The 24,769-nt window shown below is 70.9% G+C and carries 27 protein-coding genes; 15 read left to right on the top strand and 12 right to left on the bottom strand.

Annotated elements, in window-relative coordinates:
- Window positions 1-191: 191 nt before the first annotated feature.
- A complete protein-coding gene (locus tag ACFYY7_RS05635; protein ID WP_388657444.1) occupies window positions 192-908 on the bottom strand; it encodes a nitroreductase family protein in 717 nt (238 codons plus the stop codon).
- 227 nt (window positions 909-1,135) lie between these two features.
- Here ACFYY7_RS05635 and ACFYY7_RS05630 point away from each other — a divergent pair, with 227 nt between their 5' ends.
- The 4 genes from ACFYY7_RS05630 to ACFYY7_RS05615 are packed head-to-tail and all read left to right on the top strand — an operon-like array spanning window position 1,136 to window position 4,102.
- A complete protein-coding gene (locus ACFYY7_RS05630; protein ID WP_388657441.1) occupies window positions 1,136-1,369 on the top strand; it encodes an acyl carrier protein in 234 nt (77 codons plus the stop codon).
- Window positions 1,366-2,616, top strand: a complete 1,251-nt coding sequence (locus ACFYY7_RS05625) for a beta-ketoacyl-[acyl-carrier-protein] synthase family protein (protein WP_388657439.1) — start codon at window positions 1,366-1,368, stop codon at window positions 2,614-2,616. The genes ACFYY7_RS05630 and ACFYY7_RS05625 overlap by 4 nt, the downstream gene beginning before the upstream one ends.
- Before the next feature lie 29 nt (window positions 2,617-2,645).
- Window positions 2,646-3,587 (top strand): alpha/beta fold hydrolase, encoded by a 942-nt coding sequence (locus ACFYY7_RS05620; RefSeq protein WP_388657436.1) that lies wholly within the window; start codon window positions 2,646-2,648, stop codon window positions 3,585-3,587.
- A gap of 14 nt (window positions 3,588-3,601) precedes the next feature.
- Window positions 3,602-4,102 (top strand): SRPBCC family protein, encoded by a 501-nt coding sequence (locus ACFYY7_RS05615; RefSeq protein WP_388657433.1) that lies wholly within the window; start codon window positions 3,602-3,604, stop codon window positions 4,100-4,102.
- Between the two features lie 46 nt (window positions 4,103-4,148).
- Here the strand turns inward: ACFYY7_RS05615 and ACFYY7_RS05610 are convergent, their stop codons facing one another.
- Together ACFYY7_RS05610 and ACFYY7_RS05605 are read right to left on the bottom strand one after the other, a co-directional pair.
- Window positions 4,149-4,517 carry a nuclear transport factor 2 family protein gene (locus ACFYY7_RS05610; RefSeq protein WP_388657430.1) on the bottom strand — a complete coding sequence of 123 codons (369 nt, stop codon included), beginning with the start codon at window positions 4,515-4,517 and terminating at the stop codon, window positions 4,149-4,151.
- Window positions 4,518-4,665: 148 nt separating this feature from the next.
- On the bottom strand, window positions 4,666-5,121 hold the full coding sequence (locus tag ACFYY7_RS05605; protein WP_388657427.1) for a DUF5709 domain-containing protein: 456 nt from the start codon (window positions 5,119-5,121) through the stop codon (window positions 4,666-4,668).
- Window positions 5,122-5,392: 271 nt separating this feature from the next.
- Here ACFYY7_RS05605 and ACFYY7_RS05600 point away from each other — a divergent pair, with 271 nt between their 5' ends.
- On the top strand, window positions 5,393-5,623 hold the full coding sequence (locus ACFYY7_RS05600) for a DUF6296 family protein (RefSeq protein ID WP_266728817.1): 231 nt from the start codon (window positions 5,393-5,395) through the stop codon (window positions 5,621-5,623).
- 24 nt (window positions 5,624-5,647) lie between these two features.
- Here the strand turns inward: ACFYY7_RS05600 and ACFYY7_RS05595 are convergent, their stop codons facing one another.
- Together ACFYY7_RS05595 and ACFYY7_RS05590 are read right to left on the bottom strand one after the other, a co-directional pair.
- Entirely contained in the window at window positions 5,648-6,073 is a 426-nt protein-coding gene (locus ACFYY7_RS05595; RefSeq protein ID WP_351252758.1) for a cold shock domain-containing protein, read from the bottom strand.
- Window positions 6,074-6,211: 138 nt separating this feature from the next.
- The gene (locus ACFYY7_RS05590; protein WP_388657424.1) at window positions 6,212-7,087 is read right to left on the bottom strand and encodes a DMT family transporter; all 876 of its coding nucleotides are present in this window, start codon (window positions 7,085-7,087) and stop codon (window positions 6,212-6,214) included.
- Window positions 7,088-7,218: 131 nt separating this feature from the next.
- Here ACFYY7_RS05590 and ACFYY7_RS05585 point away from each other — a divergent pair, with 131 nt between their 5' ends.
- Window positions 7,219-8,373 carry a winged helix DNA-binding domain-containing protein gene (locus ACFYY7_RS05585; protein WP_388657422.1) on the top strand — a complete coding sequence of 385 codons (1,155 nt, stop codon included), beginning with the start codon at window positions 7,219-7,221 and terminating at the stop codon, window positions 8,371-8,373.
- 10 nt (window positions 8,374-8,383) lie between these two features.
- Here the strand turns inward: ACFYY7_RS05585 and ACFYY7_RS05580 are convergent, their stop codons facing one another.
- Entirely contained in the window at window positions 8,384-9,226 is an 843-nt protein-coding gene (locus tag ACFYY7_RS05580; RefSeq protein WP_388657419.1) for a response regulator transcription factor, read from the bottom strand.
- Between the two features lie 131 nt (window positions 9,227-9,357).
- On the opposite strand from ACFYY7_RS05580, the gene ACFYY7_RS05575 reads away from it, so the two are divergent.
- Both ACFYY7_RS05575 and ACFYY7_RS05570 read left to right on the top strand, forming a co-directional pair.
- Complete coding sequence (locus tag ACFYY7_RS05575; protein ID WP_266728749.1) at window positions 9,358-11,034, top strand: AMP-binding protein; 1,677 nt, start codon at window positions 9,358-9,360, stop codon at window positions 11,032-11,034.
- On the top strand, window positions 11,031-12,638 hold the full coding sequence (locus tag ACFYY7_RS05570; protein ID WP_388657415.1) for an AMP-binding protein: 1,608 nt from the start codon (window positions 11,031-11,033) through the stop codon (window positions 12,636-12,638). The genes ACFYY7_RS05575 and ACFYY7_RS05570 overlap by 4 nt, the downstream gene beginning before the upstream one ends.
- A gap of 22 nt (window positions 12,639-12,660) precedes the next feature.
- On the opposite strand, the gene ACFYY7_RS05565 is transcribed toward ACFYY7_RS05570, so the two are convergent.
- From ACFYY7_RS05565 to ACFYY7_RS05555, 3 genes are all read right to left on the bottom strand, one after another.
- On the bottom strand, window positions 12,661-12,879 hold the full coding sequence (locus tag ACFYY7_RS05565; RefSeq protein ID WP_124721328.1) for a hypothetical protein: 219 nt from the start codon (window positions 12,877-12,879) through the stop codon (window positions 12,661-12,663).
- A gap of 77 nt (window positions 12,880-12,956) precedes the next feature.
- Window positions 12,957-13,511 carry a GNAT family N-acetyltransferase gene (locus ACFYY7_RS05560; protein ID WP_388657412.1) on the bottom strand — a complete coding sequence of 185 codons (555 nt, stop codon included), beginning with the start codon at window positions 13,509-13,511 and terminating at the stop codon, window positions 12,957-12,959.
- A gap of 52 nt (window positions 13,512-13,563) precedes the next feature.
- A complete protein-coding gene (locus tag ACFYY7_RS05555; RefSeq protein ID WP_388658371.1) occupies window positions 13,564-14,274 on the bottom strand; it encodes a hypothetical protein in 711 nt (236 codons plus the stop codon).
- Between the two features lie 375 nt (window positions 14,275-14,649).
- Here ACFYY7_RS05555 and gcl point away from each other — a divergent pair, with 375 nt between their 5' ends.
- Window positions 14,650-16,425, top strand: coding sequence for a glyoxylate carboligase (gcl, locus tag ACFYY7_RS05550; protein WP_388657409.1), 1,776 nt, complete (start codon window positions 14,650-14,652; stop codon window positions 16,423-16,425).
- Window positions 16,426-17,120: 695 nt separating this feature from the next.
- On the opposite strand, the gene ACFYY7_RS05545 is transcribed toward gcl, so the two are convergent.
- The 3 genes from ACFYY7_RS05545 to ACFYY7_RS05535 form a co-directional block, all read right to left on the bottom strand.
- A complete protein-coding gene (locus tag ACFYY7_RS05545) occupies window positions 17,121-18,578 on the bottom strand; it encodes a catalase (RefSeq protein WP_388657407.1) in 1,458 nt (485 codons plus the stop codon).
- A gap of 201 nt (window positions 18,579-18,779) precedes the next feature.
- The gene (locus ACFYY7_RS05540; protein ID WP_388657405.1) at window positions 18,780-19,679 is read right to left on the bottom strand and encodes a 2-hydroxy-3-oxopropionate reductase; all 900 of its coding nucleotides are present in this window, start codon (window positions 19,677-19,679) and stop codon (window positions 18,780-18,782) included.
- 47 nt (window positions 19,680-19,726) lie between these two features.
- A complete protein-coding gene (locus tag ACFYY7_RS05535; RefSeq protein ID WP_388657402.1) occupies window positions 19,727-20,566 on the bottom strand; it encodes a TIM barrel protein in 840 nt (279 codons plus the stop codon).
- Window positions 20,567-20,791: 225 nt separating this feature from the next.
- Between ACFYY7_RS05535 and ACFYY7_RS05530 the strand changes: the two genes are divergently transcribed.
- The 6 genes from ACFYY7_RS05530 to pucL all read left to right on the top strand — a co-directional run bounded on the left by ACFYY7_RS05530 (window position 20,792) and on the right by pucL (window position 24,763).
- Window positions 20,792-21,988 carry a lactonase family protein gene (locus ACFYY7_RS05530; protein WP_388657400.1) on the top strand — a complete coding sequence of 399 codons (1,197 nt, stop codon included), beginning with the start codon at window positions 20,792-20,794 and terminating at the stop codon, window positions 21,986-21,988.
- Window positions 21,989-22,086: 98 nt separating this feature from the next.
- Window positions 22,087-22,338, top strand: coding sequence for a hypothetical protein (locus ACFYY7_RS05525; protein ID WP_376316310.1), 252 nt, complete (start codon window positions 22,087-22,089; stop codon window positions 22,336-22,338).
- Window positions 22,335-22,712, top strand: a complete 378-nt coding sequence (locus tag ACFYY7_RS05520) for a helix-turn-helix domain-containing protein (RefSeq protein ID WP_358947389.1) — start codon at window positions 22,335-22,337, stop codon at window positions 22,710-22,712. Before ACFYY7_RS05525 ends, ACFYY7_RS05520 begins: the two co-directional genes overlap by 4 nt.
- Before the next feature lie 190 nt (window positions 22,713-22,902).
- On the top strand, window positions 22,903-23,412 hold the full coding sequence (gene uraD / locus ACFYY7_RS05515) for a 2-oxo-4-hydroxy-4-carboxy-5-ureidoimidazoline decarboxylase (protein ID WP_351252772.1): 510 nt from the start codon (window positions 22,903-22,905) through the stop codon (window positions 23,410-23,412).
- A gap of 5 nt (window positions 23,413-23,417) precedes the next feature.
- On the top strand, window positions 23,418-23,810 hold the full coding sequence (uraH, locus tag ACFYY7_RS05510; protein WP_266728726.1) for a hydroxyisourate hydrolase: 393 nt from the start codon (window positions 23,418-23,420) through the stop codon (window positions 23,808-23,810).
- A 5-nt stretch (window positions 23,811-23,815) separates the two neighbouring features.
- Window positions 23,816-24,763 carry a factor-independent urate hydroxylase gene (gene pucL / locus ACFYY7_RS05505; protein WP_388657397.1) on the top strand — a complete coding sequence of 316 codons (948 nt, stop codon included), beginning with the start codon at window positions 23,816-23,818 and terminating at the stop codon, window positions 24,761-24,763.
- Window positions 24,764-24,769: the final 6 nt, after the last annotated feature.

The following is a 24,769-nucleotide window of genomic DNA, read 5'->3' as shown; positions in this document are numbered from 1 at the left end:
GGACGGCCCCCGGGCCCGAGTGGGGTGGGCCGAGGGCCGTGAAGCCCGCTCAGCGTATCTATCCGCCAAGTGCATGACAATCATTTGCAGGTGTGTCGAACTGACGCTCACTCCAATGGAGTTGAGGCGGAATCAGACGGCCTGCCCGGCCGGTGGACGGGCCGTCACCGGGCAGGACCGACGGGGGCCGCCTACCAGCGGTCGCGGTGGATGACGTCCGCCACCGGGCGGCGCCGCACCGGGCCGAAGTTGCCCTGCGGCCATCCGACCGGAATGGCGGCATAGGTGTGCATGTCCTCGGGGATGCCGAGGGCTTCCTTCCACTCCTGCTCCAGCATCAGATGCCAGATGGTGATGTTCGCCGCGAGCCCCAGGGCCCGCGCGGCGAGAAGGACGTTCTGCACGCCCGGATAGACGCAGGAGCCCTCGGCGAGCGCCTGGAAGCGCGTCTGGGTGTTCATCATGTGCTCGGTCGCGGCCGGGCCGAGCGCCCGCGCGGAGGCCAGCAGCCCCTCCTCGTCCAGGCGCGGCTCCGGGAACCGGTAGCACGGCACGATCAGCGCCGGTGTGTCGGCGAAGTGGTCGCGCTGGTACTCGATCGCGGCGACCATCCGGCCGTACGCCGCGTCGTCCATGCCCTTCGGGGCGTACTTCCCGGTCGTCGCCAGATAGGCGTCCACGCACCGCTTCCACAGCGGCGCCAGACGGGCCATCACCTCGCGGTCGGTCACCACGACGTACTCGTAACACTGCATGTTGCCGCCGCTGGGACCCCAGACGGCTGCCTGTATGAGCTGCTCCAGCGTCTCGTCCGGCACCGGTTCCGGCTTCAGGCGGCGCATCGCGCGCATGGTGGACATGGTCGGGAAGAGCGCGGGCCCGTCCGCATGAGTCGTGTCGATCGTCATGATCGCGGAGTTTACGGGCCGGGCACCGGCGGCGGGAGGCCCGTCGGGCGCCGTGAACCGCTGAATTCGTACACCTGGACGGCCCCCCACCGCACGGGGGAACGCGGACCGGCTCGACCTTCGCGAAGGCGTATAAATGGTTCTTCCGGACCAGCCGGCGTCCCCCGATGGCACTCACACCTCACGCGGCAGGGCGTCACCGCGTACGAGAGCGCAGGAGCGCCACAATGAGCACGGCAGAAGAGATCAGCACCTTGCTGGTGGCGAACTTCGGCACCGACCCCCTCGCCATCGTTCCGGAAGTATCGCTCCGTCATCTCCGGCTCGACTCACTGGCGTTGGAGGAACTGCGGCTGATCATCGAGGACCGGATGGGCGTCGATCTGGACGACGTCCAGCTGTCCTCGCGGGACACCGTCGGGCAGCTCGTCGACCTGGTGCACCGCAAGGCAGCCGCGTGACGGGCCGCCCGTACCGCCCCGAGCCGTTCGCCGCCGCCGTCACCGGGATCGGCATGGTCACCGCCGCGGGCACCGGGGCCGAAGCGACCTGGCGCACCGTCCATGAGGCGTCGACCGCCCCGTCGGTGCCGCACCGGCCCGAACTCGACGGCCTGCCCTGCGACTTCATGTACACCATCACCGGCCTCGACCCGCGGGCACTGCTCGGGGTGGCGACCGCGCGGCTGATGGACCGCTTCTCCCAACTCGCCGTCATCGCGGCCCGCGAGGCCGTCGCCGACGCCGGTCTCGACCCCGCGGTCTGGGACGGCGGACGGGTCGCCGTCGTGATCGGCTCCGCCCACGGCGGACTGCCGTTCTACGACGAGCAGCACACCACCCTCACCGAACGCGGCGCACGCCGGGTCTCCCCGAAACTCGCCCCGCTCACCGTCGTCAACGGCGCGGCCAGCAGCGTCGCCACCGACCTCGGCGCCCTCGGCCCGAGCCAGGCCGTCTCCACCGCCTGCTCCTCCGGCACCGTCGCCATCGGCACCGCCCACCAGATGCTCCGCACCGGGGCCTGCGACATCGTCATCGCGGGCGGCGCCGAATCGGTCTGCTCCCGGCTGCTGATCGCCAGCGCCTGCCAGCTCAAGGCCGTCTCCACCCGGCGCGACGACCCCGAGGCGGCCTGCCGCCCCTTCGACACCCACCGGGACGGCTTCGTCGTCGGCGAGGGCGCCGGACTCCTCGTGCTGGAACGGCCGGAACACGCCCTGGCCCGCGGTGCCACCGTCCGCGCGCACATCGCCGGCTACGGCGCCTCCAGCGACGCCCACTCCGCCGTGGCCCCCGACCCCGAGGGCCTGGGCATCGAGCGGGCGCTGCGCTCGGCGCTCGCGGACGCCGCGATCGCGGCCGGGGACATCGGCCATGTCAACGCTCACGGCACCTCGACCGTCTCCAACGACCTCATCGAGGCGATGATGCTGCGCCGGGTCCTGGGCGAGCACCCCCTCGTGACCTCGACGAAGGCGATGACCGGACACACCCTGGGCGCCGCCGGCGGCATCGAGACCGCACTGACCGTGCTGGCGCTGGAGAACCAACTCGTGCCGCCCACCGTGAACCTCGACGCCCCCGACCCCGCGATCCCCATCGAAGTGGTGAGCAAGGAGGCCCGGCGGGGAACGTTCGACGCGGCCGTCAAGACCTCGCTCGGATTCGGCGGACACAACGCCGTACTCGTTCTCACCAGGGCCTGACCCGGAAACCAAGAGGCAGGCGAACCACCATGGCCGACGAGATCATCCGGACCCTGTCGGTGGACGGGCTGCGCTACGGCTACCGGGTCCTGAGACAGCCCTCGCCGCGCACCGAACCGGTCATCATCCTCGGCGGCGCGCTCCAGGGGATGTACGGCTGGCCGCAGATGGACGACCACCTGGGGCCGCTCGCCTCCGTGGTCACCGCCGACCTGCCCGGCATGGGCAACGCGGACCTGCTCCCGCCCGGTGCGGGCGACGACGTCCTGCACGCCGCCGTTACCGGGATCATCGACGATCTGAACGTGGAGAGGGCCAACCTCTTCGGGTTCTCCTACGGCACCTCCATCGCCTTCGGCTGCGCACAGCAGCATCCCGGCCGGATCGCCCGGCTGATGCTCGGCGGAGTGCCCGCCCACATCACCGACGAGCAGCGCGACCGGTGGGGCCGCGCCGTCGACCGGCTGGAGACCGGCGACCTGGAGGGGCTGGCCGGACTGGCCGCCGGGGTGCTGATGTGCCAGGACCCCGAACGCAAGGTCCACCGCGGCGAGTTGGCGCGTCGCTATGTGAGGCGTTCGTTCCTGTACGCCCTCACCAACTCCCCGCACGCCGCGCTTTCGCTGCACCGGGCACTGGGACACCGGCCGGACTTCTCCGGCGGGCTGTCCGGCGTACCGGCCCTGGTCTTCGCGGGCGTCCACGACACGGTGACCTCGCCGGAACGGCAGCGCGCCTTCGCGGCCACGATCGAGGGCAGCCGGTTCGTCACGATCGGGGAGTCCGACCACTGGGTCGTCCTGGAGCGTCCGGACGACGTCGCGGACCTCGCGGCCCGCTTCTTCACCGACCGCCCGCTGGAGCCGGCCCCCGGACTGAGGCCTGTCCGGACAACACACCCGGCCGCGCTCCCCGGGCAGTCACGGACCTCGCCCGCACCGGCGGGACGGGACCTCGCCGACACGCCGTGAGGGAAGGAATCGTCATGGACAAGCCCGAGTTCGTCTACGCCATCTACATCCAGACCAGCGCCGAGAAGCTCTACCACGCGCTGACCGACCCCGAGCTCATCAAGATCTACATGGGGGGTTACGGCCCCGACTCGACCTGGGAGCCCGGCGCTCCGGTCCGCTGGAAGATGGACCCGGACGGCGAGTTCGAGGAGGTCGGCCAGCGGGTCCTGGAGGCGGAGCCCGGCAAGCGGCTCTCGTACACCTGGCACACCCTCCAGCCCATGCACCGCCAGATGTTCGACTTCGCCTCGGACGAGGAGTGGGAGAGGGCCGTCCGGGAGCGGTCGAAGGTCGCCTTCGACATCGAACCGGCCGAGGAACCCGAGCTGGGGATCAAGCTGACGCTCACCCATGACGGGTTCGACAGCCCGGACAGCAGGATGCTGGAGGGCGTCAGCGGCGGCTGGGTCGCGATCCTCTCGACGCTCAAGACCCTTCTGGAGGGCGGGAAGTTCCTCGACGAGCCGGCCTGAGGCGGGTGGTGCGGTGCGGGGCCCGCCCCAGGCATCCGGCGGACGTTCAGGCGCCGGGCACCCGGTCGAGGAAGCCGCTGACCGAGGTGATGCGTCCGTCGTCGGCGAGGGTGATCACGTCGAAGCCGGCGACGGGCGCCGAGCCGTCGGTGGCGGAGACCAGCTCCCAGCCGAACCGCGCGATGTCGTGATGGCCGTCCGGCGTGCCGGTGAGTCGGAACTCGAAGCCGGGGAACTGCTGATGCGCGCCGTCGATCGTGGCCGCGAGCTCTGCGTGGCCGCGCACATCGGCCAGCGGGTCGGTGTAGGTGGCGCTCTCGGTGAAGGCGGCCGCCACGGCCTTCGCCAGCTCCTCGTCGGTGGCCGCGTTCCAGGCGGCGAAGTAGCGCTGAACGGCCTCGTCGTATGCGGTCATCGCGGTGCCCTCTCCTCGTGTCCCGGCTTCCGGCCGGGCTCTCGTGTGCTGGTGGAGGAACACGATGTCCGATGGCGGTGAGGGCGTCGATTACCTCCGGGGTAATGGGTCCGCACGGCCCGTGCGACAACGAGGGGGAGGCGCCGTCTCAGATCCGGCCGTCCGAGACCACATGCATGGCGGCCTCCTCGGCGGACGCGCCGGCCCCGTCGATCCCGACGTCCTCGCCCGCCATGGTGTCCGGCTCGTCGATGTCCAGCTGCCGGGTGAGCCGGCCGGCGCGCACCGTGCCGACCTCCGCGTCCCAGAGCTCGCCGTCGCCGCCGGGCAGGTCCCCCAGGCCGTCGCCGACCAGGTCGGAGGGGTCGGGGAGCTCGCGGGCCAGGCGGCCGTCCAGCGTCTCGCCGTCGTGCTGTTCGGCGGCGGTGGTGCCCCGGTCCTCCACCGCCCACGGCCGCTCGGGCGGGGAGTAGCCCTCGTCGAGCGCGTCGGTCAGCCCCCGGTTGTCCAGGGTGTCCTCGACGTCGAGCTGCTCGGTGAGGTCCGAGGCCTCCGGCTGCTGCTGGGGCTGGTATACGTCGTCTCCCCTGTCGGCATCGTTCATGGCGTTGTCCCTTCCCGGTTTCGGGGATCCCGGGCGTGCATGCCGTGCACACGACTCGGGAGAAAAGGGGTCATTCATGCGGTATGAACCCGAGTGCTGTCGAACCGCCCGTATGGCTTCAGGATAACGGTCTCCCGCCCGCCCGGCCGTGGGTGGCGGGGGAAGCCACCAGCAGCCGTGGGCCGCTGCCCGGGCGCCGCGGACCGGTCGGGGGGACCATGGAAGATGCGGGCGGAACATGCCCTGCCCCATCCGCTATCGGAGAACGGTCATGGATTACCCGGAGAGCTACCAGCTGGTATTTCAGGCGTCCGCGGTGGAGGACGACACGGTGACCGTCCGGCGCACGGAACAGTCGGGGGCGGGCGGCTTCCCGATCTACGAGGACGAGACCGGGATCGTGCGCGCGGAGATCAGCGACCGGGGCGAGGTGCGCATGCTGGCCAGCGGTGGACACCAGGTGTTCGGCACCCCGCTGGTGGTACGGGAGCCGAGCGGCTGAACGGCCGGATACGCCCCGGGGGTGTCAGCCCTCGGTCCAGCCGTGGTTCTTGGCGAACTGCAGCAGCCCGCGCCGGATCTGCAGGATCTGGGCACCCGTCAGCGAGGGTGCGGACTCCAGCAGTACGTCGGTCACGTCCCTGGTGTACTCGGCCGCGCTGAGCACATCGCACAGGGTGTCGTCGTCGGGCCCTCCGGAAGCGGCGACACCCACCGTCCTCGGCGGAGTCAGCGGCTTCCCGTCGGGTCCCTCGGCGAGCCGGACGGACGATGCCTTCAGGCCGCGGTCACCGTCCTCGATCTCGAACTCGACCGCCGTGCCCGTGTGTACGTAGGACTCGGGGATCAGCATGTCGTTCACATGGAGGAAGACGTCCTCGCCCCCGTGATCGGGTGAGATGAAGCCGTATCCCCGAGCTCCGTCGAACCGCACAACGCGACCAGAAACCACACCGACCCCCAGAAAAGAAACGGGCCCCTTGCCCGTACGCCACACCTGGCTAGACCGGAGAATAGCCCCGAGCGGTCGACGGCGCGACCCGATCGGGAGCAATCGCCCCGGCCCGGGGGAGGACACCCGCGCGCCGGCTCATCTCACCCTCCGCGCGGGCTGGGCCGGGTTTCCGGCCGCCAGCGGGGAGCGGGCCAGCTCGACACAGCCCGCCGTGATCAGGGCGAGCGCGACCAGTTCGGGCAGCACCCACCACCCGGTGCGCAGCTCCTCGCCGAACAGCGTCACCCCGTACGCCACGCTGATCAGCGCGTCCCCGAGGGTCAGCATCGGCTGGACGGCGACCAGTGTGCCCGCCTGAAGGGCGTTCTGGAGGAGGAACAGAGAGCCCACCCCGGCCGCCGCGGTGGCGTACAGCTGCCAGGACGTCAGGAGCGCCGCCGCCCCGCCGCCCCCTTCGAGCCGTGCCATGGCGTCCTTCATCAGCGCGGCGGTCAGGGCGTACCCGCACGCGGCGGCGAGGCCGAGCAGCGCTCCCCGGGTGTTGCCGCGGCTGCCCAGGGCCGCGGCGATCAGCGCTGCCTCGAAGAGCCCGGTCAGGATCAGCGCGGGGACCCAGGCCGCCCCGTGCACGCTCGTACTGCCGCCGACGGGGGCCGCGGACGCCATGCCCAGGGCCAGCCCGGACGTCACGGCAGCCACCCCGTACCAGACCCGCCGGGGCAGCCGGACGCGCATGACGAACGCGGCCATCAGCAGCGTGGCGGGCAGCTCGATCACGAAGATCGGCTGGACCACGGCTATCGGCCCGGTCGCCAGCGCCACCGCCTGGCAGACGGCTGCGACGATCACCAGGCCGATCCCCGCGAGCCACAGCCGCTGGCGCACCAGATGCCCGATCAGCGACAGACGCATCGCCTTGCTGTCGGGGACGGTACGGGCCGCACGGCGCTGGAGCACGGAGGCGGCGCCATTGCTGAGCGCGGTGAGAACGGCGAACAGGACACTGATCACCGATCCATGATGCGGGCGGCCGTCCGCCGATCCCCGGTCCTGCGACCGGGCGGCATGGCGGGGCGTACGGATACGGGACGCGTTTCCCGAAGAGGACCGAAGCTGTCCGCAAGCCCGCATAGCGTGCACCCATGGCCGTCAGGAAGAACCCCGCCGCACCCGCCGTGCTCTCCCCCCGCGCCCTGAACCGCGCCACGCTGGAGCGCCAGTTGCTGCTGCGCCGCACCGCGATGTCCGCGAAGGACGCCGTGGAGCACCTGGTCGGCCTTCAGGCACAGAACACCGGACCGCCCTACTACCAGCTCCACGCCCGCCTCGACGGCTTCGACCCGGCCGAGCTCGCCGTGCTGATGGAGTCCCGCGAGGTGGTCCGCATCGTCACCCTGCGCTCCACCATCCATCTGCACACCGCCGCCGACGCGCTCACCCTGCGCCCGCTGGTACAGCCGGCCCGCGACCGGGAGCTCAACATCTTCCGCAAGGGGCTCGCCGGGGTGGACCGGGACCGGCTCGGGTCGGTCGCCAGGAAGTTCGTCGAGGAGCGGCCCCGTACGCCCAAGGAGATCCGCGAGGCGCTGCACGCCGAGTGGCCCGACGCGGACCCGCAGTCCCTGGGCGTGGCCGCCCGCTGCCTGCTGCCGCTGGTCCAGGTCACCCCGCGCGGGGTGTGGGGGAGGAGCGGCCAGGTCGCGCTGACCACCGCCGAGCACTGGCTCGGCGCCCCGTCGCAGCCGGCCCCCGCGCCCGATGCCGCGGTGCTGCGCTACCTCGGTGCCTTCGGGCCGGCCTCGGTGAAGGACATGCAGGCATGGGCCGGGCTGACCCGGCTGCGGGAGGTCTTCGAACGGCTGCGACCTCAGCTCATGACCTTCCGGGACGAGAACGGGGTCGAGCTCTTCGATCTGCCGGACGCCCCGCGCCCGGACGAGGACACCCCGGCCCCGCCGCGCTTCCTGCCCGAGTTCGACAATGTGCTGCTCGGCCACGCGGACCGGACCCGGGTGATCCCGCCGCAGTACCGGGGGCGCAACGGCAACGGCAACCAGTCGTACGGCACGGTGCTCGTCGACGGGTTCCTCGCGGCGGTCTGGCGGCTGGGCGACGGTGGCGGACCGGGCTCCGGGGCGGGGCCGCTCACCGTGCAGCCGCTCGGCACGCTGAGCCGGGCGGAGCGCGACGCGGTCACGGAGGAGGCCGTACGGATGCTCTCCGCCATGGCGCCGTCGGCGGACGGCACCGACGGATACGACATCCGGTTCGCGACGTTCATCGACTTCGGGGGGTGAAGCACGAGTCCTACGGCAGCAGTCCCGCGCGCCGGGCCGCCACCACCGCCTGCAGCCGGGTGTGCGCCCCCAGCTTGCGCATGGCCGAACGCAGATAGCCCTTCACCGTCTCCGGCCGCAGCCCGAGCCGCTCCGCCGCCACCGCGTTGGTCGCCCCCGCCGCCACGCAGGCCAGCACGTCCAGCTCGCGCGGCGCCAGCTGCACCCCGGAGGGCCTCGGCGTCCGGGCCCCGGCCGCCGAGGCCAGGAGCCCGCACACCGCGAGCAACTCGTTGCGCAGTGCCGGGTCGACGACCTTCGGGACCAGGGCCCGGAGCTCGCGATGGGCCTCGCGGACGTCCTCCCACGCCTCCGGGGCCGCCCTCGGGTCCGTGACCTGCTCCCGGGTCACGGCCAGTAGCTGCTGCACCTCGTCCCGTACCACCAGGGCCTGTTCCACATCGCGGGCGGCGGCGACCGCCGCGTCGAACGTACGGTCCCCGAGCGTGATCGGCTCACGCAGCGCCCCGTACAGCACCCCGCGCACCCTGCGCCGCACCACGACCGGGACCGCGACCACCGAGCGCAGACCCTCCTCCGCGACCGCCAGGTCGTACTCGTGGCTGATGTGACGCGAGGAGTGGTAGTCGGTCACCGCGCACGGCCGGGACAGCGCGATCGCCTTGCCTCCGAGCCCGCTGCCCGCCGAGATGACCAGCCCGCGCAGCACGCTGGTCTGCGCCCCGTTCAGCTCGGCGATCCGGGCATGACGGGCATCGGCGAGCAGCCCGCCGAAGGCCACCGGCAGCCCACTGGTCCGGCGCAGCCGCAGCAACGCCGCCTGCATCTCGACCGCATCGACGGATTCCGGCACGCTGACGCCTTCCTGCCCGGCTCCGGGGGCTCGGCCACCCCCTCGCTGCACCCCCGTTCGGGGGTGGTGAGACCTGGGTCACTGTTTACATGATGTTAAGTGACCGGTCCGGTCCGCAATGAGGAGGGCACATGTCGGCAACCAGTGCGACGGAGACGTTCCGGGCCGCCCGGGACTTTCTGCTGAAGCACCGCGAGGACTACCAAGCGGCGTACGAGGGCTTCAGCTGGCCCAGGACCGACCATTTCAACTGGGCACTCGACTGGTTCGACGCCATCGCCGAGAACAACGACCGCACCGCCCTGCACATCGTGGAGGAGGACGGCAGCCGCACCGAGGTGTCCTTCGCCCGGATGTCCGCCCGCTCCAACCAGGCCGCGAACTGGCTGCGTGCCCAGGGCGTGCGCGCCGGGGACCGGATCCTCGTCATGCTCGGCAACCAGGTCGAGCTGTGGGAGACCGCCCTCGCCGCGATGAAGCTGCGCGCCGTGGTCATCCCCGCCACCCCGCTCCTCGGCCCGGTCGACCTGCGCGACCGGGTGGAGCGCGGCCGGGTCCGCCACGTCCTCGTCCGGGACACCGACGCCGCGAAGTTCGACGAGGTGCCCGGCGACTACACCCGGATCGCGGTCGGTGCCGAGGTCCCCGGCTGGCTGTCGTACACCGGGGCCGACGAGCAGCCGGACACCTACGAGGCGGACCGGGAGACCGACGCCGACGAGCCGCTGATGCTCTACTTCACCTCCGGCACGACCGCCAGCCCCAAGCTCGTCGAGCACACCCATGTGTCCTACCCCGTGGGCCACTTGTCGACGATGTACTGGATCGGCCTCAAGCCCGGGGACGTCCACCTCAACATCTCCTCGCCCGGCTGGGCCAAGCACGCCTGGTCGAACCTCTTCGCGCCGTGGAGCGCCGAGGCGACCGTCTTCATTTTCAACTACACCCGCTTCGACGCGGGCCGGCTGATGGCCGAGATGGACCGCTCGGGCGTCACCAGCTTCTGCGCCCCGCCCACCGTCTGGCGGATGCTGATCCAGGCCGACCTCTCCCAGCTGAAGACCCCGCCGCGCGAGGTCGTCGCGGCCGGTGAGCCGCTGAACCCGGAGGTCATCGAGACGGTGCGGCGCACCTGGGGCGTCACCATCCGGGACGGCTTCGGCCAGACCGAGACCGCCGTCCAGGTCGCCAACACCCCGGGCCAGCTGCTGAAGGCCGGTTCGATGGGGCGGCCCAGCCCCGGCTTCAAGGTCGAGCTCCTGGACCCGGTCACCGGTGAGCCCGGCGCGGCCGAGGGCGAGATCTCCCTCGACCTGTCCGGCCGCCCGGTGGGCCTGATGACCGGCTACCACGGCGACCCGGACCGCACGGCCGAGGCCATGGCAGGCGGCTACTACCGCACCGGCGACATCGGCTCGCGCGACGCGGACGGCTACATCACCTATGTCGGCCGTGCCGACGACGTGTTCAAGGCGTCCGACTACAAGATCTCGCCGTTCGAGCTGGAGAGCGCCCTGCTGGAGCATGAGGCGGTCGCCGAGGCGGCGGTCGTCCCCGCCCCCGACCCGGTCCGGCTCTCCGTCCCCAAGGCGTACGTCGTGCTCGCGGAGGGCTGGGAGCCCGGCGAGGAGACGGCGAAGGTGCTCTTCGAGCACTCCCGGGCGGTCCTAGCCCCGTACAAGCGGGTCCGCAAACTGGAGTTCGCGGAGCTGCCCAAGACCGTCTCCGGCAAGATCCGCCGCATCGAACTCCGCGAGCGCACGGCCCAGGGCACCGGCACCGAGTACAACGAGGGGGATCTGCGGTGAGCGAGCTTTCCTACGCGCACGGCACCGGCACCACGCCGCTGCTCGGCGACACCATAGGACGCAATCTCGACCGCGCCATCGAGGCGTTCGGCGACCGCGAGGCACTCGTGGACGTCGCCTCCGGGCGGCGCTGGACCTACACCGAGTTCGGCGCGGCGGTCGACGAACTGGCCCGTGCCCTGATGGCGTCGGGGGTGGCCAAGGGGGACCGGGTCGGGATCTGGGCGATCAACTGCCCGGAGTGGGTGCTGGTGCAGTACGCCACCGCCCGCATCGGCGCCATCATGGTCAACATCAACCCGGCGTACCGCGCGCACGAGCTGGCGTACGTGCTGAAGCAGGCCGGGATCTCGCTCATGGTCTCCTCGCTCTCGCACCGCACCAGCGACTACCGCGCCCTGGTCGGCCAGGTCCGCGCCGACTGCCCCGCGCTGCGCGCCGTGCACTTCATCGGCGACCCGTCCTGGGACGAACTGCTGGCCGCCGCCGGATCCGTGACGCCGGGACAACTCGCCGACCGTGAGGCGGAGCTGTCCTGCGACGACCCGATCAACATCCAGTACACCTCCGGCACCACCGGCTTTCCCAAGGGCGCCACCCTCTCCCACCACAACATCCTCAACAACGGCTACTTCGTGGGTGAGCTGGTCGCCTACACGGAAGCGGACCGGGTCTGCCTGCCGGTCCCCTTCTACCACTGCTTCGGCATGGTCATGGGGAACCTCGGCATCACCTCGCACGGCGCCTGCATCGTGATCCCGGCCCCCGCCTTCGAGGCCGCCGCCGTGCTCGCCGCCGTGGAGCAGGAGCGCTGCACCTCGCTCTACGGCGTCCCCACCATGTTCATCGCGGAGCTGAACCTGCCGGACTTCGCCTCGTACGACCTCTCCTCGCTGCGCACCGGCATCATGGCCGGATCGCCCTGCCCGGTCGAGGTGATGAAGCGGGTCGTCGCCGAGATGCACATGGACGAGGTGTCCATCTGCTACGGCATGACGGAGACCTCGCCCGTCTCCACCCAGACCCGCCGCGACGACGACCTGGAGCGCCGCACCGGAACCGTCGGCCGGGTGATGCCGCACATCGAGGTCAAGGTCGTCGACCCGGTGAGCGGGGTGACGCTGGAGCGCGGTGCGGCGGGCGAACTGTGCACCCGCGGCTACAGCGTGATGCTGGGGTACTGGGAGCAGCCCGACCGGACCGCCGAAGTCATCGACGCGGGCCGCTGGATGCACACCGGTGACCTCGCGGTGATGCGGGAGGACGGCTACGTACAGATCGTCGGCCGGATCAAGGACATGATCATCCGAGGTGGCGAGAACGTGTATCCGCGGGAGATCGAGGAATTCCTCTACGGCCACCCGAAGATCGCGGATGTGCAGGTGGTGGGCGTACCGGACGAGAGCTACGGCGAGGAGATCCTGGCCTGTGTGATCCCGAGGGACCCGGCGGACCCGCCGACCCTGGACGAGATGACCGACTACTGCCGCGAGCAGTTGGCGCACTACAAGATCCCGCGGCTGCTGCGGATCCTGGAGACCTTCCCGATGACGGTCAGCGGGAAGGTCCGGAAGATCGAACTGCGGGAGGGCTACGGGCAGTAGGACCGGATCGCCCCGGGCGCGGTCAGGCGGCCTCGATGATGTCGCCGGTGCCGCCCCGGGTCGCGGCCGCCCATTCGATCAGCAGCACTTCGTAGGCGGCGGACTCCACCGAGGACCAGTCCTGGCCGGCGCGCGCGTCCACGAACGCCCGTATCGCCTCGTTCGCCCGCGCGGCGGACGGGGGCGCCGGCCGGGTCGTGCGCGGCCGGTCGTCAGGTGTGTTCCGTGGAGTTAAAGCCATGTGCACCACCTTAAGGCCCGCCACTGACAGCGAGCCGAACATTTGTGGCCCCCTGGCCTGAACGTGACCGATTGCACTCACTGTTGCCGGTCGGCTCCGGTGAGCTGCCGGAGGTGACCGGTGTGCGGGATCTCGCGCCGCATGCAGACCCTCGGCCAGTGATCCAGGCCGTGTTCGGCCTCCTGCGCCCTGATCTTCCGCAGCCCGTTGGTGAGTTCGGCTCCGTCAAGGGTGCGGAAGCCGAGGCGGGCGTAATACGGCGCGTTCCAGGGGACGTGGGAGAAGGTCGTGAGCGTGAGCGCGCCCAGGCCGCGCTCGCCGGCCCAGCCGGCGAGATGGTCGATGAGCGCGCTGCCCAGGCCGCGCCGCGCGGCGGACGGGTGCACGGAGACCTGCTCGATGTGGGCGGCTCCGTCGACCGGGTCGGCGATCAGATAGCCGACCGGGCGGTCGTCCGGGTCCGTGGCGACCCAGGCCCGGCCGGCCCTGCGGTAGTCGTCCAGCAGCGTGAGCGCCGGAGGGTCGTCGTCCGCGACGGCGGACATGCCGAGTGTGCGGAACGGTTCGCCGGCGGCACGTTCGATGTCCTGGATCAGCGGGAGGTCGGTGCGGCGGGCGGTACGGATGCGCATGCCGCCAGTATGTCGCCCGGCATGCCGAGCGACGTATTGCTCGGTGATTCGCTCAGGCCCCGGTGCTGAGCAGTTCGTCGGCGGGGCTGTTGACCGGCTGCGGTGTTCCCGCCGGGTCGATCACGAAGAGCGGCACGCCCAGGCCCTCCGCGCGCGCCGCGGCGTCCGGCGCGTACCCCGCGAGCGAGAAGAAGACCCCGGTGACCGACGCGCCGAGCGCGTGCAGCCAGAGGCACTCGACATCGCGCAGGGTGGTCGGCCGGCCGACCGTGTCGACCTGGGCCATCAGCCCGGTGGCCCGCAGATCGATCCGTACGGGGGAGGGCTTCGGGGGCCGCACCACTTCTCGGTAGCCCAGCCACCTCAGATACCGGGCCGCGGTCGCCAGCGCGTCGCCCGCGCTGTGGATGGCGACGGCGCGGAACGCGGGCCGGGGTGCCGGGGCCGTGCGCGGCAGCGGGATGTGCGAGGGGCCGGCCGGCCGGGGCCCGTCCCCGGGTGCCGCCACCGGCCGGACCGGGACGCGCAGCACCGTCCCGCACGGGCAGCACAGCTCGGGCTGCGGCCACTGGTCCCGGCGCCCGCAGGCTGGACAGCGCACCGTCACCCAGTCGTCGTTCCAGGTGCGGTGGGTGATCGGAACGACCTGGGCCCCGGGCAGTAAGGGCGGGGCGGTCGGTGTGCCGCACGGGCAGGGGTAGGCGGGCGGGCTGTACGCATGGTCGCGGCGGCAGGCCGGACAGCGTACCGGCACCGACTCCACCATGATCTCCCTCCGGCGTTCTCCCACCGGCCCCCCTCGGCCGACGGGCGCCTCCCTGGCGCACCGGAACGCGCCCGCACCGGCCGTGAAGGGCCGGCTCCGTTCCGGACCCCATCGTCCACCAAGAGCGACGTCCTGGGGAGGGACTTGGCGTACTTCGCGGACGGGCCGGGCGCATCGGCTGCCGTGCGCGCCCTCCCTCGCGGTGTGCGCCGTCTCCTGCCGTGTGCACCGTCTCTTGACGGTCGACGGGGCGCGCCTTAGATTGACTTCCGTATCACAGAATCAGTTTTCCGTAATGCGGAATTGGTGCTCTCAGGTGGCGCGACAGAGCCCGACTCCACCAGGTCCGAGCAGGAGCACTCAATGCCTCGAATGACCGCTGCCCGAGCGGCAGTTGAGATCCTCAAGCGCGAAGGCGTCAGCAACGCGTTCGGTGTGCCGGGCGCGGCGATCAACCCCTTCTACGCGGCCCTCAAGGCCTCCGGCGGGGTTCATCACACGCTGGCCCGTCACGTCGAGGGCGCCTCCCACATGGCGGAGGGCTACACCCGGGCGCGTCCGGGCAACATCGGCGTGTGCATCGGCACGTCGGGGCCGGCCGGCACCGACATGATCACCGGCCTCTACTCCGCCATCGCCGACTCGATCCCGATCCTCTGCATCACCGGCCAGGCCCCGACCGCCGTGCTCCACAAGGAGGACTTCCAGGCGGTCGACATCGCCTCGATCGCGGCGCCCGTCACCAAGGCCGCGACGACCGTCCTGGAGGCCGCGCAGGTCCCCGGCGTCTTCCAGCGGGCCTTCCACCTGATGCGCAGCGGCCGTCCCGGCCCGGTCCTCATCGACCTGCCCATCGACGTCCAGCTCACCGAGATCGAGTTCGACCCCGATCTGTACGAGCCGCTGCCGGTGCACAAGCCCGCCGCGACCCGCAAGCAGATCGAGCGCGCCCTGGAGCTGCTGAACGCCTCCGAGCGTCCGCTGCTCGTCGCGGGCGGCGGCATCATCAACGCCGACGCCTCCGAGCTCCTCGTCGAGTTCGCCGAGCTGACCGGCGTCCCGGTCGTCCCGACCCTGATGGGCTGGGGCGTCATCGCCGACGACCACGAGCTGAACGCGGGCATGGTCGGCCTGCAGACCTCGCACCGCTACGGCAACGCGAACTTCCTGGAGTCCGACTTCGTCCTCGGCATCGGCAACCGCTGGGCCAACCGCCACACCGGCAAGCTGGACGTCTACACCCAGGGCCGGAAGTTCGTCCACGTCGACATCGAGCCCACCCAGCTCGGCAAGATCTTCGCCCCCGACCTCGGCATCGCCTCCGACGCCAAGGCGGCGCTGGAGCTGTTCGTCGAGGTGGCGCGCGAGCTGAAGGCGGCCGGAAGGCTCAAGGACCGCTCGCAGTGGGCCGCCTCCACCCAGGAGCGCAAGGCGACCCTCCAGCGCCGCACGCACTTCGACAACGTGCCGCTGAAGCCGCAGCGGGTGTACGAGGAGATGAACCGGGCGTTCGGCCCCGAGACCCGGTACGTCACGACGATCGGCCTCTCCCAGATCGCCGGCGCGCAGATGCTGCACGTCTACCGGCCGCGCCACTGGATCAACTGCGGCCAGGCGGGCCCGCTCGGCTGGACCATCCCGGCCGCGCTGGGCGTCGCCACGGCCGACCCGGACGGCTCCGTCGTGGCGCTCTCCGGCGACTACGACTTCCAGTTCATGCTGGAGGAGCTGGCCGTCGGCGCGCAGCACCGCATTCCGTACGTCCACGTCCTGGTGAACAACTCCTACCTGGGGCTGATCCGCCAGGCGCAGCGCAACTTCGACATCGACTTCCAGGTCAACCTGGAGTTCGAGAACCTCAACTCGCCGGAGCTCGGCGTGTACGGCGTCGACCACGTCAAGGTCGTCGAGGGCCTGGGCTGCAAGGCCATTCGGGTCACCGAGCCGGACCAGCTGCTGCCGGCCTTCGAGGAGGCCAAGAAGCTGGCCGCGGAGTTCCGGGTGCCGGTGGTCGTCGAGGCGATCCTGGAGCGCGTCACGAACATCGCGATGAGCGGTACGGACATCGCCTCCGTCAACGAGTTCGAGGACATCGCGACGGACCCGTCCCACGCACCGACCGCGATCCGCCCGCTCGCGGCGTCCTGACGACCCGCCGGCGGCCCGTGGCCCCCGTCCCCGACTCCGGGGGCGGGGGCCACGGCCGTTCTCCGGTACACGGGGTGCGCGGGGCACGTGGGGCGTGCGGGGCACGTGGGGCGTGCGGGCGTGCAGGGCGTGCGGGGCACGTGGGGCGCGCGGGGGACGCGGGGACCAGAAGCCAGGAGCCAGGAGCCGGGCCCGAGGCGGGGACCCGCGGTCGGGGCGGGGGCCCGGGACCGGGGCGGGAGCGGAGCCAAGGGACCGGCACACTGCCTGCGCGCACGCATGAAGAAGGGCGCGGAGTACGGGACCGTATCCGTACTCCGCGCCCTGGCACGGGAAACACAACAGAACACAACAGGGGCCGCGGCGGCGGCGATCGGGCCGGGAGGGCTCGTCCTCTTCAGGTCAGAGAACGAGGAGGCATCCCGGCCCTCACCACCGCACTGGCATCGCACGACCGCCGCGGCCTCGTCCTGCCCGCGCCGCGTGACACCCCTCATCCGGGTACGCGACGCGAGCAGGGCTCGGTGGGAGGCTCAGGGCCTCTCGTTTGGATCAGGCCGGGCTCGCGGGGTCTGGCACGCACACTCGCCGCGTTGTCGTCGGTCGCCATGGCTCCGCCATGCCTCCCTCCTCCGCCTTGCGATCGCACGCACCGGGCCCCGCTCCCTGATCCGGCCTGATCCAAACGAAAGACCCTAGTCCTCGCGCAGGGCGCGGACCGCCTCCTCCACGCGCTTGCCGTAGTCGGCGTCGGCGGCGTGGAAGTGGGTGAGGTTCTTCTCGATCACGTCGTCGCGGGTCACCTGGGAAAGGCCCCCGGCGATGTTCGCGACCAGACGGCCCTTCTCGTCCTCGGACATGAGCCGGTACAGCTCACCCGCCTGGAAGAAGTCGTCGTCCTTGGTGTGGGCGGGCGCCGCGTGGGTGCCGGTCCAGCCGTGGATGGCGAGCGGGGCGGAGAGCGCCGCGTCGGTCTGGGCCGGGCCCGCGTACGAGTTGGGCTCGTAGTTCTTGTCGTGGCGGGCGCCGTTGCGGGTGGCGTGCAGCCCGTCGCGGCCGTAGTTGTCGACGACCGCGGTGCGCGGCGCGTTCACCGGGAGCTGGGTGTGGTTGACGCCCAGCCGGTAGCGGTGCGCGTCCGCGTAGGCGAACAGCCGGCCCTGGAGCATCTTGTCCGGCGAGGGACCGATGCCGGGCACGAAGTTGTTCGGGGAGAACGCGGCCTGCTCGACCTCGGCGAAGACATTGTCCGGGTTGCGGTCCAGCACCAGCCGGCCCACCCGCTGGAGCGGGTAGTCGCTGTGCGGCCACACCTTGGTCAGGTCGAACGGGTTGAAGCGGTAGTCCGCGGCCTCGGCGGCCGGCATGACCTGCACGTACAGCGTCCAGGACGGGTTGGTGCCGCGCTCGATGGCCTGGAGCAGGTCCGTCTGGTGCGAGCTGTTGTCCTTGCCCGCGAGCTCGGCGGCCTGCTCGCTGGAGAGGGACCGCACACCCTGGTTCGTCTTGAAGTGGTACTTGACGAAGAAGGCCTCGCCCGCGGCGTTCGTCCACTGGTACGTGTGCGAGCCGTAGCCGTTCATGTGGCGGTACGAGGCGGGAATGCCGCGGTCGCCCATCAGCCAGGTGACCTGGTGCGTGGCCTCGGGCGCGTGGGCCCAGAAGTCCCAGACGTTGTCCGGCTCCTGACGGCCCGTGAACGGGTCGCGCTTCTGCGAGTGGATGAAGTCGGGGAACTTGATCGGGTCCTTGATGAAGAACACCGGGGTGTTGTTGCCGACCAGGTCGTAATTGCCCTCGTCCGTGTAGAACTTGAGGGCGAAGCCGCGCGGGTCGCGCACCGCGTCCGCGCCGCCCAGCGAGTCGGCGACGGTGGAGAAGCGGATGAACGTCTCGGTGCGCTTGCCGACGGCGGAGAGGAAGTCGGCGCGGGTGAAGCCGGTGACGTCGTCGGTCACCTCGAAGTAGCCGTACGCGCCGGAGCCACGGGCGTGGACCACGCGCTCCGGGATGCGCTCCCGGTTGAAGCGGGCCAGCTTCTCCAGCAGGTGCTGGTCCAGGAGGAGGATCGGGCCACCGACACCGGCGGTGGCGGAGTTCTGGTTGTCGGCGACCGGGGCGCCTGACTCGGTCGTAAGCACACGCTGCGTCATGGTGTCGGGGCGACCTTCCGTACGGGAGCTGCTGAACTGCGACGGCTCGGGGGCTCCAGGAGCGTAAGTACGCCCCGAACCCGGCGTCAACAGTTTGTTGAATTTGATGAGTGGTGTTCCGGACGGCGCCGACGCCTGGGCGCGACAGGACAGGTGTCAGCGCCGACGCCGTCCGGAAGTCTCTGGGGTGTGCCGGGCCGGTCAGGCCTGGACGGGCTGCCCCGACAGGCGCTCGACCGAACGCAGCAGTGCCGAGTGGTCCAGGCCGCCGTCGCCCTGCGCACGCAGCGAGGCGACGAGCTGGGCGACCACGGCGCCGACGGGCAGCGCGGCACCGACATTGCGGGCGGCGTCCGTGACGATGCCCATGTCCTTGTGGTGCAGGTCGATCCGGAAGCCCGGCGCGAAGTCCCGCTTGAGGAAGTTGTCCTTCTTGCGGGTCAGGACGGTCGAGCCGGCCAATCCGCCGTTGAGCACGTCCAGCGCGGCGGAGAGGTCGACGCCGGACTTCTCCAGGAAGACGACGGCCTCGGCGCACGCCTGGATGTTGACCGCGACGATCAGCTGGTTGGCGGCCTTCACCGTCTGGCCGGAGCCGTGCGGACCGCACAGCACGATGGTCTTGCCGAGCGCCTGGAGGATGGGCTGGGCGGCGTCGAAGTCGGCCTGCTCGCCACCGACCATGATCGACAGCACCGCCTCGATGGCACCGGCCTCGCCGCCGGAGACCGGGGCGTCGATCACCCGGATGCCCTTGTCCTTCGCGTTCTTCGCGAGGTCCACGGAGGTCTGCGGGGTGATCGAGGACATGTCGATCAGCAGCGCGCCGGGCTTCGCGTTCTCCAGGATGCCGTCGGCGCCGTAGGCGATGGCCTCGACCTGCGGGGAGGCGGGCACCATCGTGATGACGACATCGGCGTCCCGGACCGCCTCGGCGATCGAGCCCGCGCCGGAGCCGCCGGCCGCGACCAGCCGGTCGATCTTGTCCTGCTCCAGGGTGTAACCGGTGACGTCGTACCCGGCCTTGATCAGGTTCTCGGACATGGGCGAGCCCATGATGCCGAGTCCGATCCACGCAACCTTGGGGAGGTTGTTGCTCATGATGGTGCCTTCCGATAAGCGTGTGTACGAGGGGGAGTTCGCTGCCCTCAGCGGGCTGCCCGCGCGGTGGCCGGGAGCCACTCGAAGGCCTCGGCGCTCGGCCGGTCGCCCGGCTTGTACTCCAGGCCGACCCAGCCGTCGTAACCGGCCTTCGTCAGCTCGTCGAGGAGCTGCTCCAGCGGGAGCGAGCCGGTGCCGGGCGCGCCGCGCCCCGGGTTGTCGGCGATCTGGACGTGGCCGGTCTTCGCGGCGCAGTCCGCGATGACCTGGCTGAGGTCCTCGCCGTTCATCGACAGGTGGTACAGGTCCAGCAGGAACTTGGCGTTCCCGAGACCGGTCGCCGCGTTGACCTTGTCGACGATCTCGATCCCGGCCGGTGCGCTCACCAGGGGGTAGCGCGGCGACTCCGGCTTGTTGAGGGTCTCGATCAGGAGCACCGCCCCGATCCGGTCGGCCGCACGGGCGGCGACCACCAGGTTCTCCAGGGCGAGTTCGTCCTGCACGGCCGGGTCCACGCCGTCGACGCGGTTGCCGTACAGCGCGTTGAGCGCCTTGCAGCCGACCGAGGCGGCGAAGTCGGCCGCCACGTCGATATTGGCGCGGAAGCGGTCCGACTCCGCGCCCGGCACGGAGAGCGCGCCGCGGTCGGGGCCGGGCAGCTGTCCGGCGTAGAAGTTCAGTCCCACCAACTGCGTGCCCGCGTCGTCGAGCGCCTTCTTGAGGGCGTCGAGCTCGGCCTGCGGAGGGGTGGGGGTCTCGATCCAGGGCCACCACAGCTCGACCGCCGTGAAGCCGGCCGCGGCGGCGGCCGCGGGACGCTCCAGGAGCGGGAGTTCCGTGAAGAGGATCGAAAGGTTCACATCGAAGCGCTGGTCCGGGTAGCCCATGAGGGTTCGGCGCTCCTTCCGTATTGCGGAAGTTAGTTTCTACGTAACGGAAGATTGCCCGGAGCTGCGGAAGCTGTCAAGGGGGTGCCCGGAATTCGGTCCCGGGTCTTTCGCGCCGGTTGCGCAAGGTGGGACCCCAATTGCGCCGGTTGCCGATGAGGTCCGGGGCGCGCCAGGGTTGCTGGTGCCACCCATGCAGCCCGACCCCCACACGAGGTGCCTCGCATGAACCACGCCACCAGCCGACGCACCGTCCTCGGAGCACTCGTCGCGGGCGCGGCCCTGTCGGTGGCTCCCGCGCCGCCCCGCTCCCCGGGGCCCGCGCCGGATCCCGCGGCCGCCGTCGGCCCGCGCCCGCGCACCACCCCGCGGCTGCTCATCGGCACGTACACCTCGGCCGAGGGCGGCGGCACCGGAATCGGGACGGCCGGCTACGACGCCGTCACCGGGGCCATCACCGCCGGTCCCGTGATCACGGGCGTGGCCAACCCCTCGTACCTGGCCATGCACCCCTCGGGCGCCACCGTCTACGCGGTCGACGAACAGGACCGGGGCGGCGTGAGCGCCATCGCCCTGTCGCCGGACGGCGGCCACCGGGTGCTCGGGACGCGCGGTTCGGGCGGGGCCGGGCCCACCCATCTGTCCGTCCACCCCACCGGAAGGTGGCTGCTCACCGCGAACTACACCTCGGGCAGCGTCGCGGTGCACCCCATCGGCGGCGACGGATCGCTGGGGGAGCGTACCGACCTGGTCGCCCACACCGGCCCGCCTCCCGGCCCCGGCCAGGACGGGCCGCACGCCCACCAGATCGTCACCACCCCCGACGGCGGCCACGTCCTCGCCGTGGACCTCGGCAACGACACCGTGTACACGTACCGGCTGGACGAACGGCGCGGCACGCTCGACGAGGTCTCCCGCGCGACGCTGCGCCCCGGCGCCGGACCCCGGCACCTCACGTTCCACCCCGGCGGCCGCCACGCCTACCTGGCCTGCGAGGTCGACAACACCGCCGTCGTCTGCGGCTACGACCCCGCCACCGGCACCCTCTCCCCGGGCGCCCCGCAGTCCACCGGGACCGGCCCCGGCATCAGCTACCCGGCGCAGTTCCTGGTCACCGCCGACGGCCGGTTCGCCTACCTCGCCAACCGGGGGCACAACAGCATCGCGCGCTACGCCGTCGAGCAGGACGGGGCCGCGCTCCGGCTGCTCGGCACCGTGCCCGTCGGCGGCGACTTCCCCCGGCACACCGCCTTCTCGCCCGACGGGAAGCTGCTCTTCGCGGCCAACCAGAGGTCCGGCACGGTGACGGTCTTCCGGGTCGACGCCCGCAACGGCGCCCTGACCCGCACGGGTGAGGCGTTCACCGCCCCGGTCGCCGTCTGCGTACTGCCCTGCCCGGACCCGCGCCCGGCCGGACACTGAGGCCCGCCCGATCTCCCCACGGCTGGACGCGGGTCCGTTAGGGTCGGGCCCGAGCCGCGGGCTTCACAGCGACGCGGCGAACGCATGAGGGAGGCACAGTGCGCTTGAGAGTGGAGTTCACCACCGAGCCCTTCGATCTCGACGAGGCGCCCGCCCACGCGGTCGTGGCCCGCGAGGTCATCCAGTCGGCCGACCTGGACGCCGTGGACGTCGGCCCCTTCGGCAATACGGCGGAGGGCGGGGCGGACGAAGTGCTCACCGCGGTGGACTCGCTGCTGCGCCGCGCCCTGGCATCGGGTGCCACCCGGGTGTCCCTCCAGGTGAACGTGGTCGGAGAGGAGTCCAAGTGACCGAACCGGCCGATCACCCGCTCGTCACCGCGGTCAAGCCGCTCGTCGACGCCATGGGCGCCGAGCTGCTCGGACCCGGCCAGGCCCAGCCCGACGATGTCGTACTGGCCTGGGAGGGCGAGGACGTCATAGCCGTCCGGCTGCCCCAGCTCTCGGATTCCCTCGATCACATCCTGGCCGCCATGGAGCGCCGGCACGGCATGCCGCTCGCCGATCTGGACCGCAGGACCAAACAGTCGGTGGTGCGGACCCTGGAAGCACGTGGTGCCTTCTCGGTACGGCACGGCGTGGAGACGGTGGCAGGCGCGCTGGGGGTCAGCCGCTTCACCGTCTACAACTACCTGAACAGGGAAAATGCCGCCAAAGGCGAGTAGTTGAGGCGGTAGGTGAGCGAAGGCCGCACAAGACCGCGGGGGGCCGTCGTCCGGAGCACCGGGCGGCGGCTTTTTGCGTTCGCGTAATTTCAACAAAGTGTTGACGTGGTGTTGCGGAGGGCGTTAGCTATCCGCAGCCCGACCGACGCGAAGCGAAAAACGCACAGCGAAAACAGCCACGGAGGCTCCCGTGACTTCGAGCACCACACCGGGCCTCGCCCGGTTCAACACCCTGGCGGACGACGAGGCCACCACCGCGTTGCACGAGGTGTGCGCCAGCGCGGCATGGGGAAGAGCGATCCTCTCCCGACGCCCGTACACCACCGCGGAAGCCCTCCTCAGTGCCAGTGACGCCGCCACGGCCGCGCTGACCACTCAGGATCTGGCCGACGCGATGGCCGGTCACCCGCCGATCGGCCGCCCGAAGCCCGGGGACCCGACCTCCTCCCGCGAACAGCGGGGGATGGCCGGCGCCACCGAGGAACTCAAGGCCGAGATGCTCGAACTGAACCTGGCCTACCAGGAGCGGTTCGGACATGTCTTCCTGATCTGCGCCACCGGAGCCACCGGCGAGCAGATGCGCGACGCGGTGAAGTCCCGGATCGGGAACTCGCCCGAGCAGGAGCGCGGAAACGTGCGCACCGAGCTGGGCAAGATCAACCGCATCCGGCTTACCCGTCTCGTAACCGAAGGAGAGTGACGGTCTTGAGCACCGACACCACCGCATCGGTGTCCACCCACATCCTGGACACCAGCATCGGCCGCCCCGCCGCGGCCGTCGCCATCACGCTCGCAGCCCGCAGCGGCAGCGACGCACCGTGGACGGCACTCGGCGGATCCGCGACCGACGCGGACGGGCGATGCAAGGACCTGCCGGCGCTGCCGGAGGGCACCACCCATGTACGTCTCGACTTCGAGACCGAGGCGTACTTCGCAGCCAAGAAGCAAGCCGAGGCGCAGCAGGACGCCCCCCGCGTAAGGGACAGCGGTGCCTTCTTCCCGGAAGTGGCGATCACCTTCGCCGTCGTACCGGGCGAGCACTACCACGTACCGCTGCTGCTCAACCCGTTCGGCTACTCCGTTTACCGAGGGAGCTAGCAGACATGCCCACGATTCTCGGCCAGAACCAGTACGGCAAAGCAGAGAACCGCGTCGTCAAGATCACGAGGGACGGCGACACCCACCACATCAAGGACCTGAACGTCTCCGTCGCCCTCTCCGGCGATCTGGACGACGTCCACTACAACGGTTCGAACGCCAACTGCCTTCCGACGGACACCACGAAGAACACCTGCTTCGCGTTCGCCAAGGAATACGGCATCGAGTCGGCCGAGCAGTACGGCATCCACCTCGCCCGGCACTTCGTGGACAGCCAGCCCTCGATCCACCGCGCGCGCATCCGCATCGAGGAGTACGCCTGGGAGCGCATCGCCGGCTCCGACGGCAACTCCAGGTTCATCGGCGCCGACGAGGTCCAGCACTCCTTCGTACGCAAGGGCCAGGAGACCCGCCTCGCGCAGATCACGTACTCCGCCGAAGGTGACGGAGGGGCGAAGTTCGAAGTCCTGTCCGGGCTCAAGGACCTGACCGTGATGAACTCCACGAACTCCGAGTTCTGGGGCTTCATCAAGGACAAGTACACGACGCTCCATGAGGACTACGACCGCATCCTCGCCACGTCCCTGTCGACGTGGTGGCGGCACAACTGGACCTCCGACGAGCAGCGCATGCCGCAGTGGGAGAAGTCCTACGAGCAGACCAAGAAGCACATCCTGCAGGCGTTCGTGGAGACGTACTCGCTCTCGCTCCAGCAGACGCTTTACCAGATGGGTTCGCGGGTCATCAACAGCCGGAGCGAGATCGACGAGATCCGCTTCTCCGCGCCCAACAAGCACCACTTCCGGCAGGACCTCTCCGCCTTCGGCCTGGAGAACGAAGCCAAGGACGGCGCCGTGTACTACGCCGCCGACCGCCCCTACGGCCTGATCGAGGCCACCATCCTGCGCGACGGCTGCGAGCCGCACATCCCGGTCGACATGACCAACCTCTGACGCGGG

It is taken from the genome of Streptomyces sp. NPDC001933, assembly GCF_042890955.1.
GTDB lineage: Bacteria > Actinomycetota > Actinomycetes > Streptomycetales > Streptomycetaceae > Streptomyces.
This window is presented reverse-complemented; position numbering and strand designations above follow the sequence as displayed.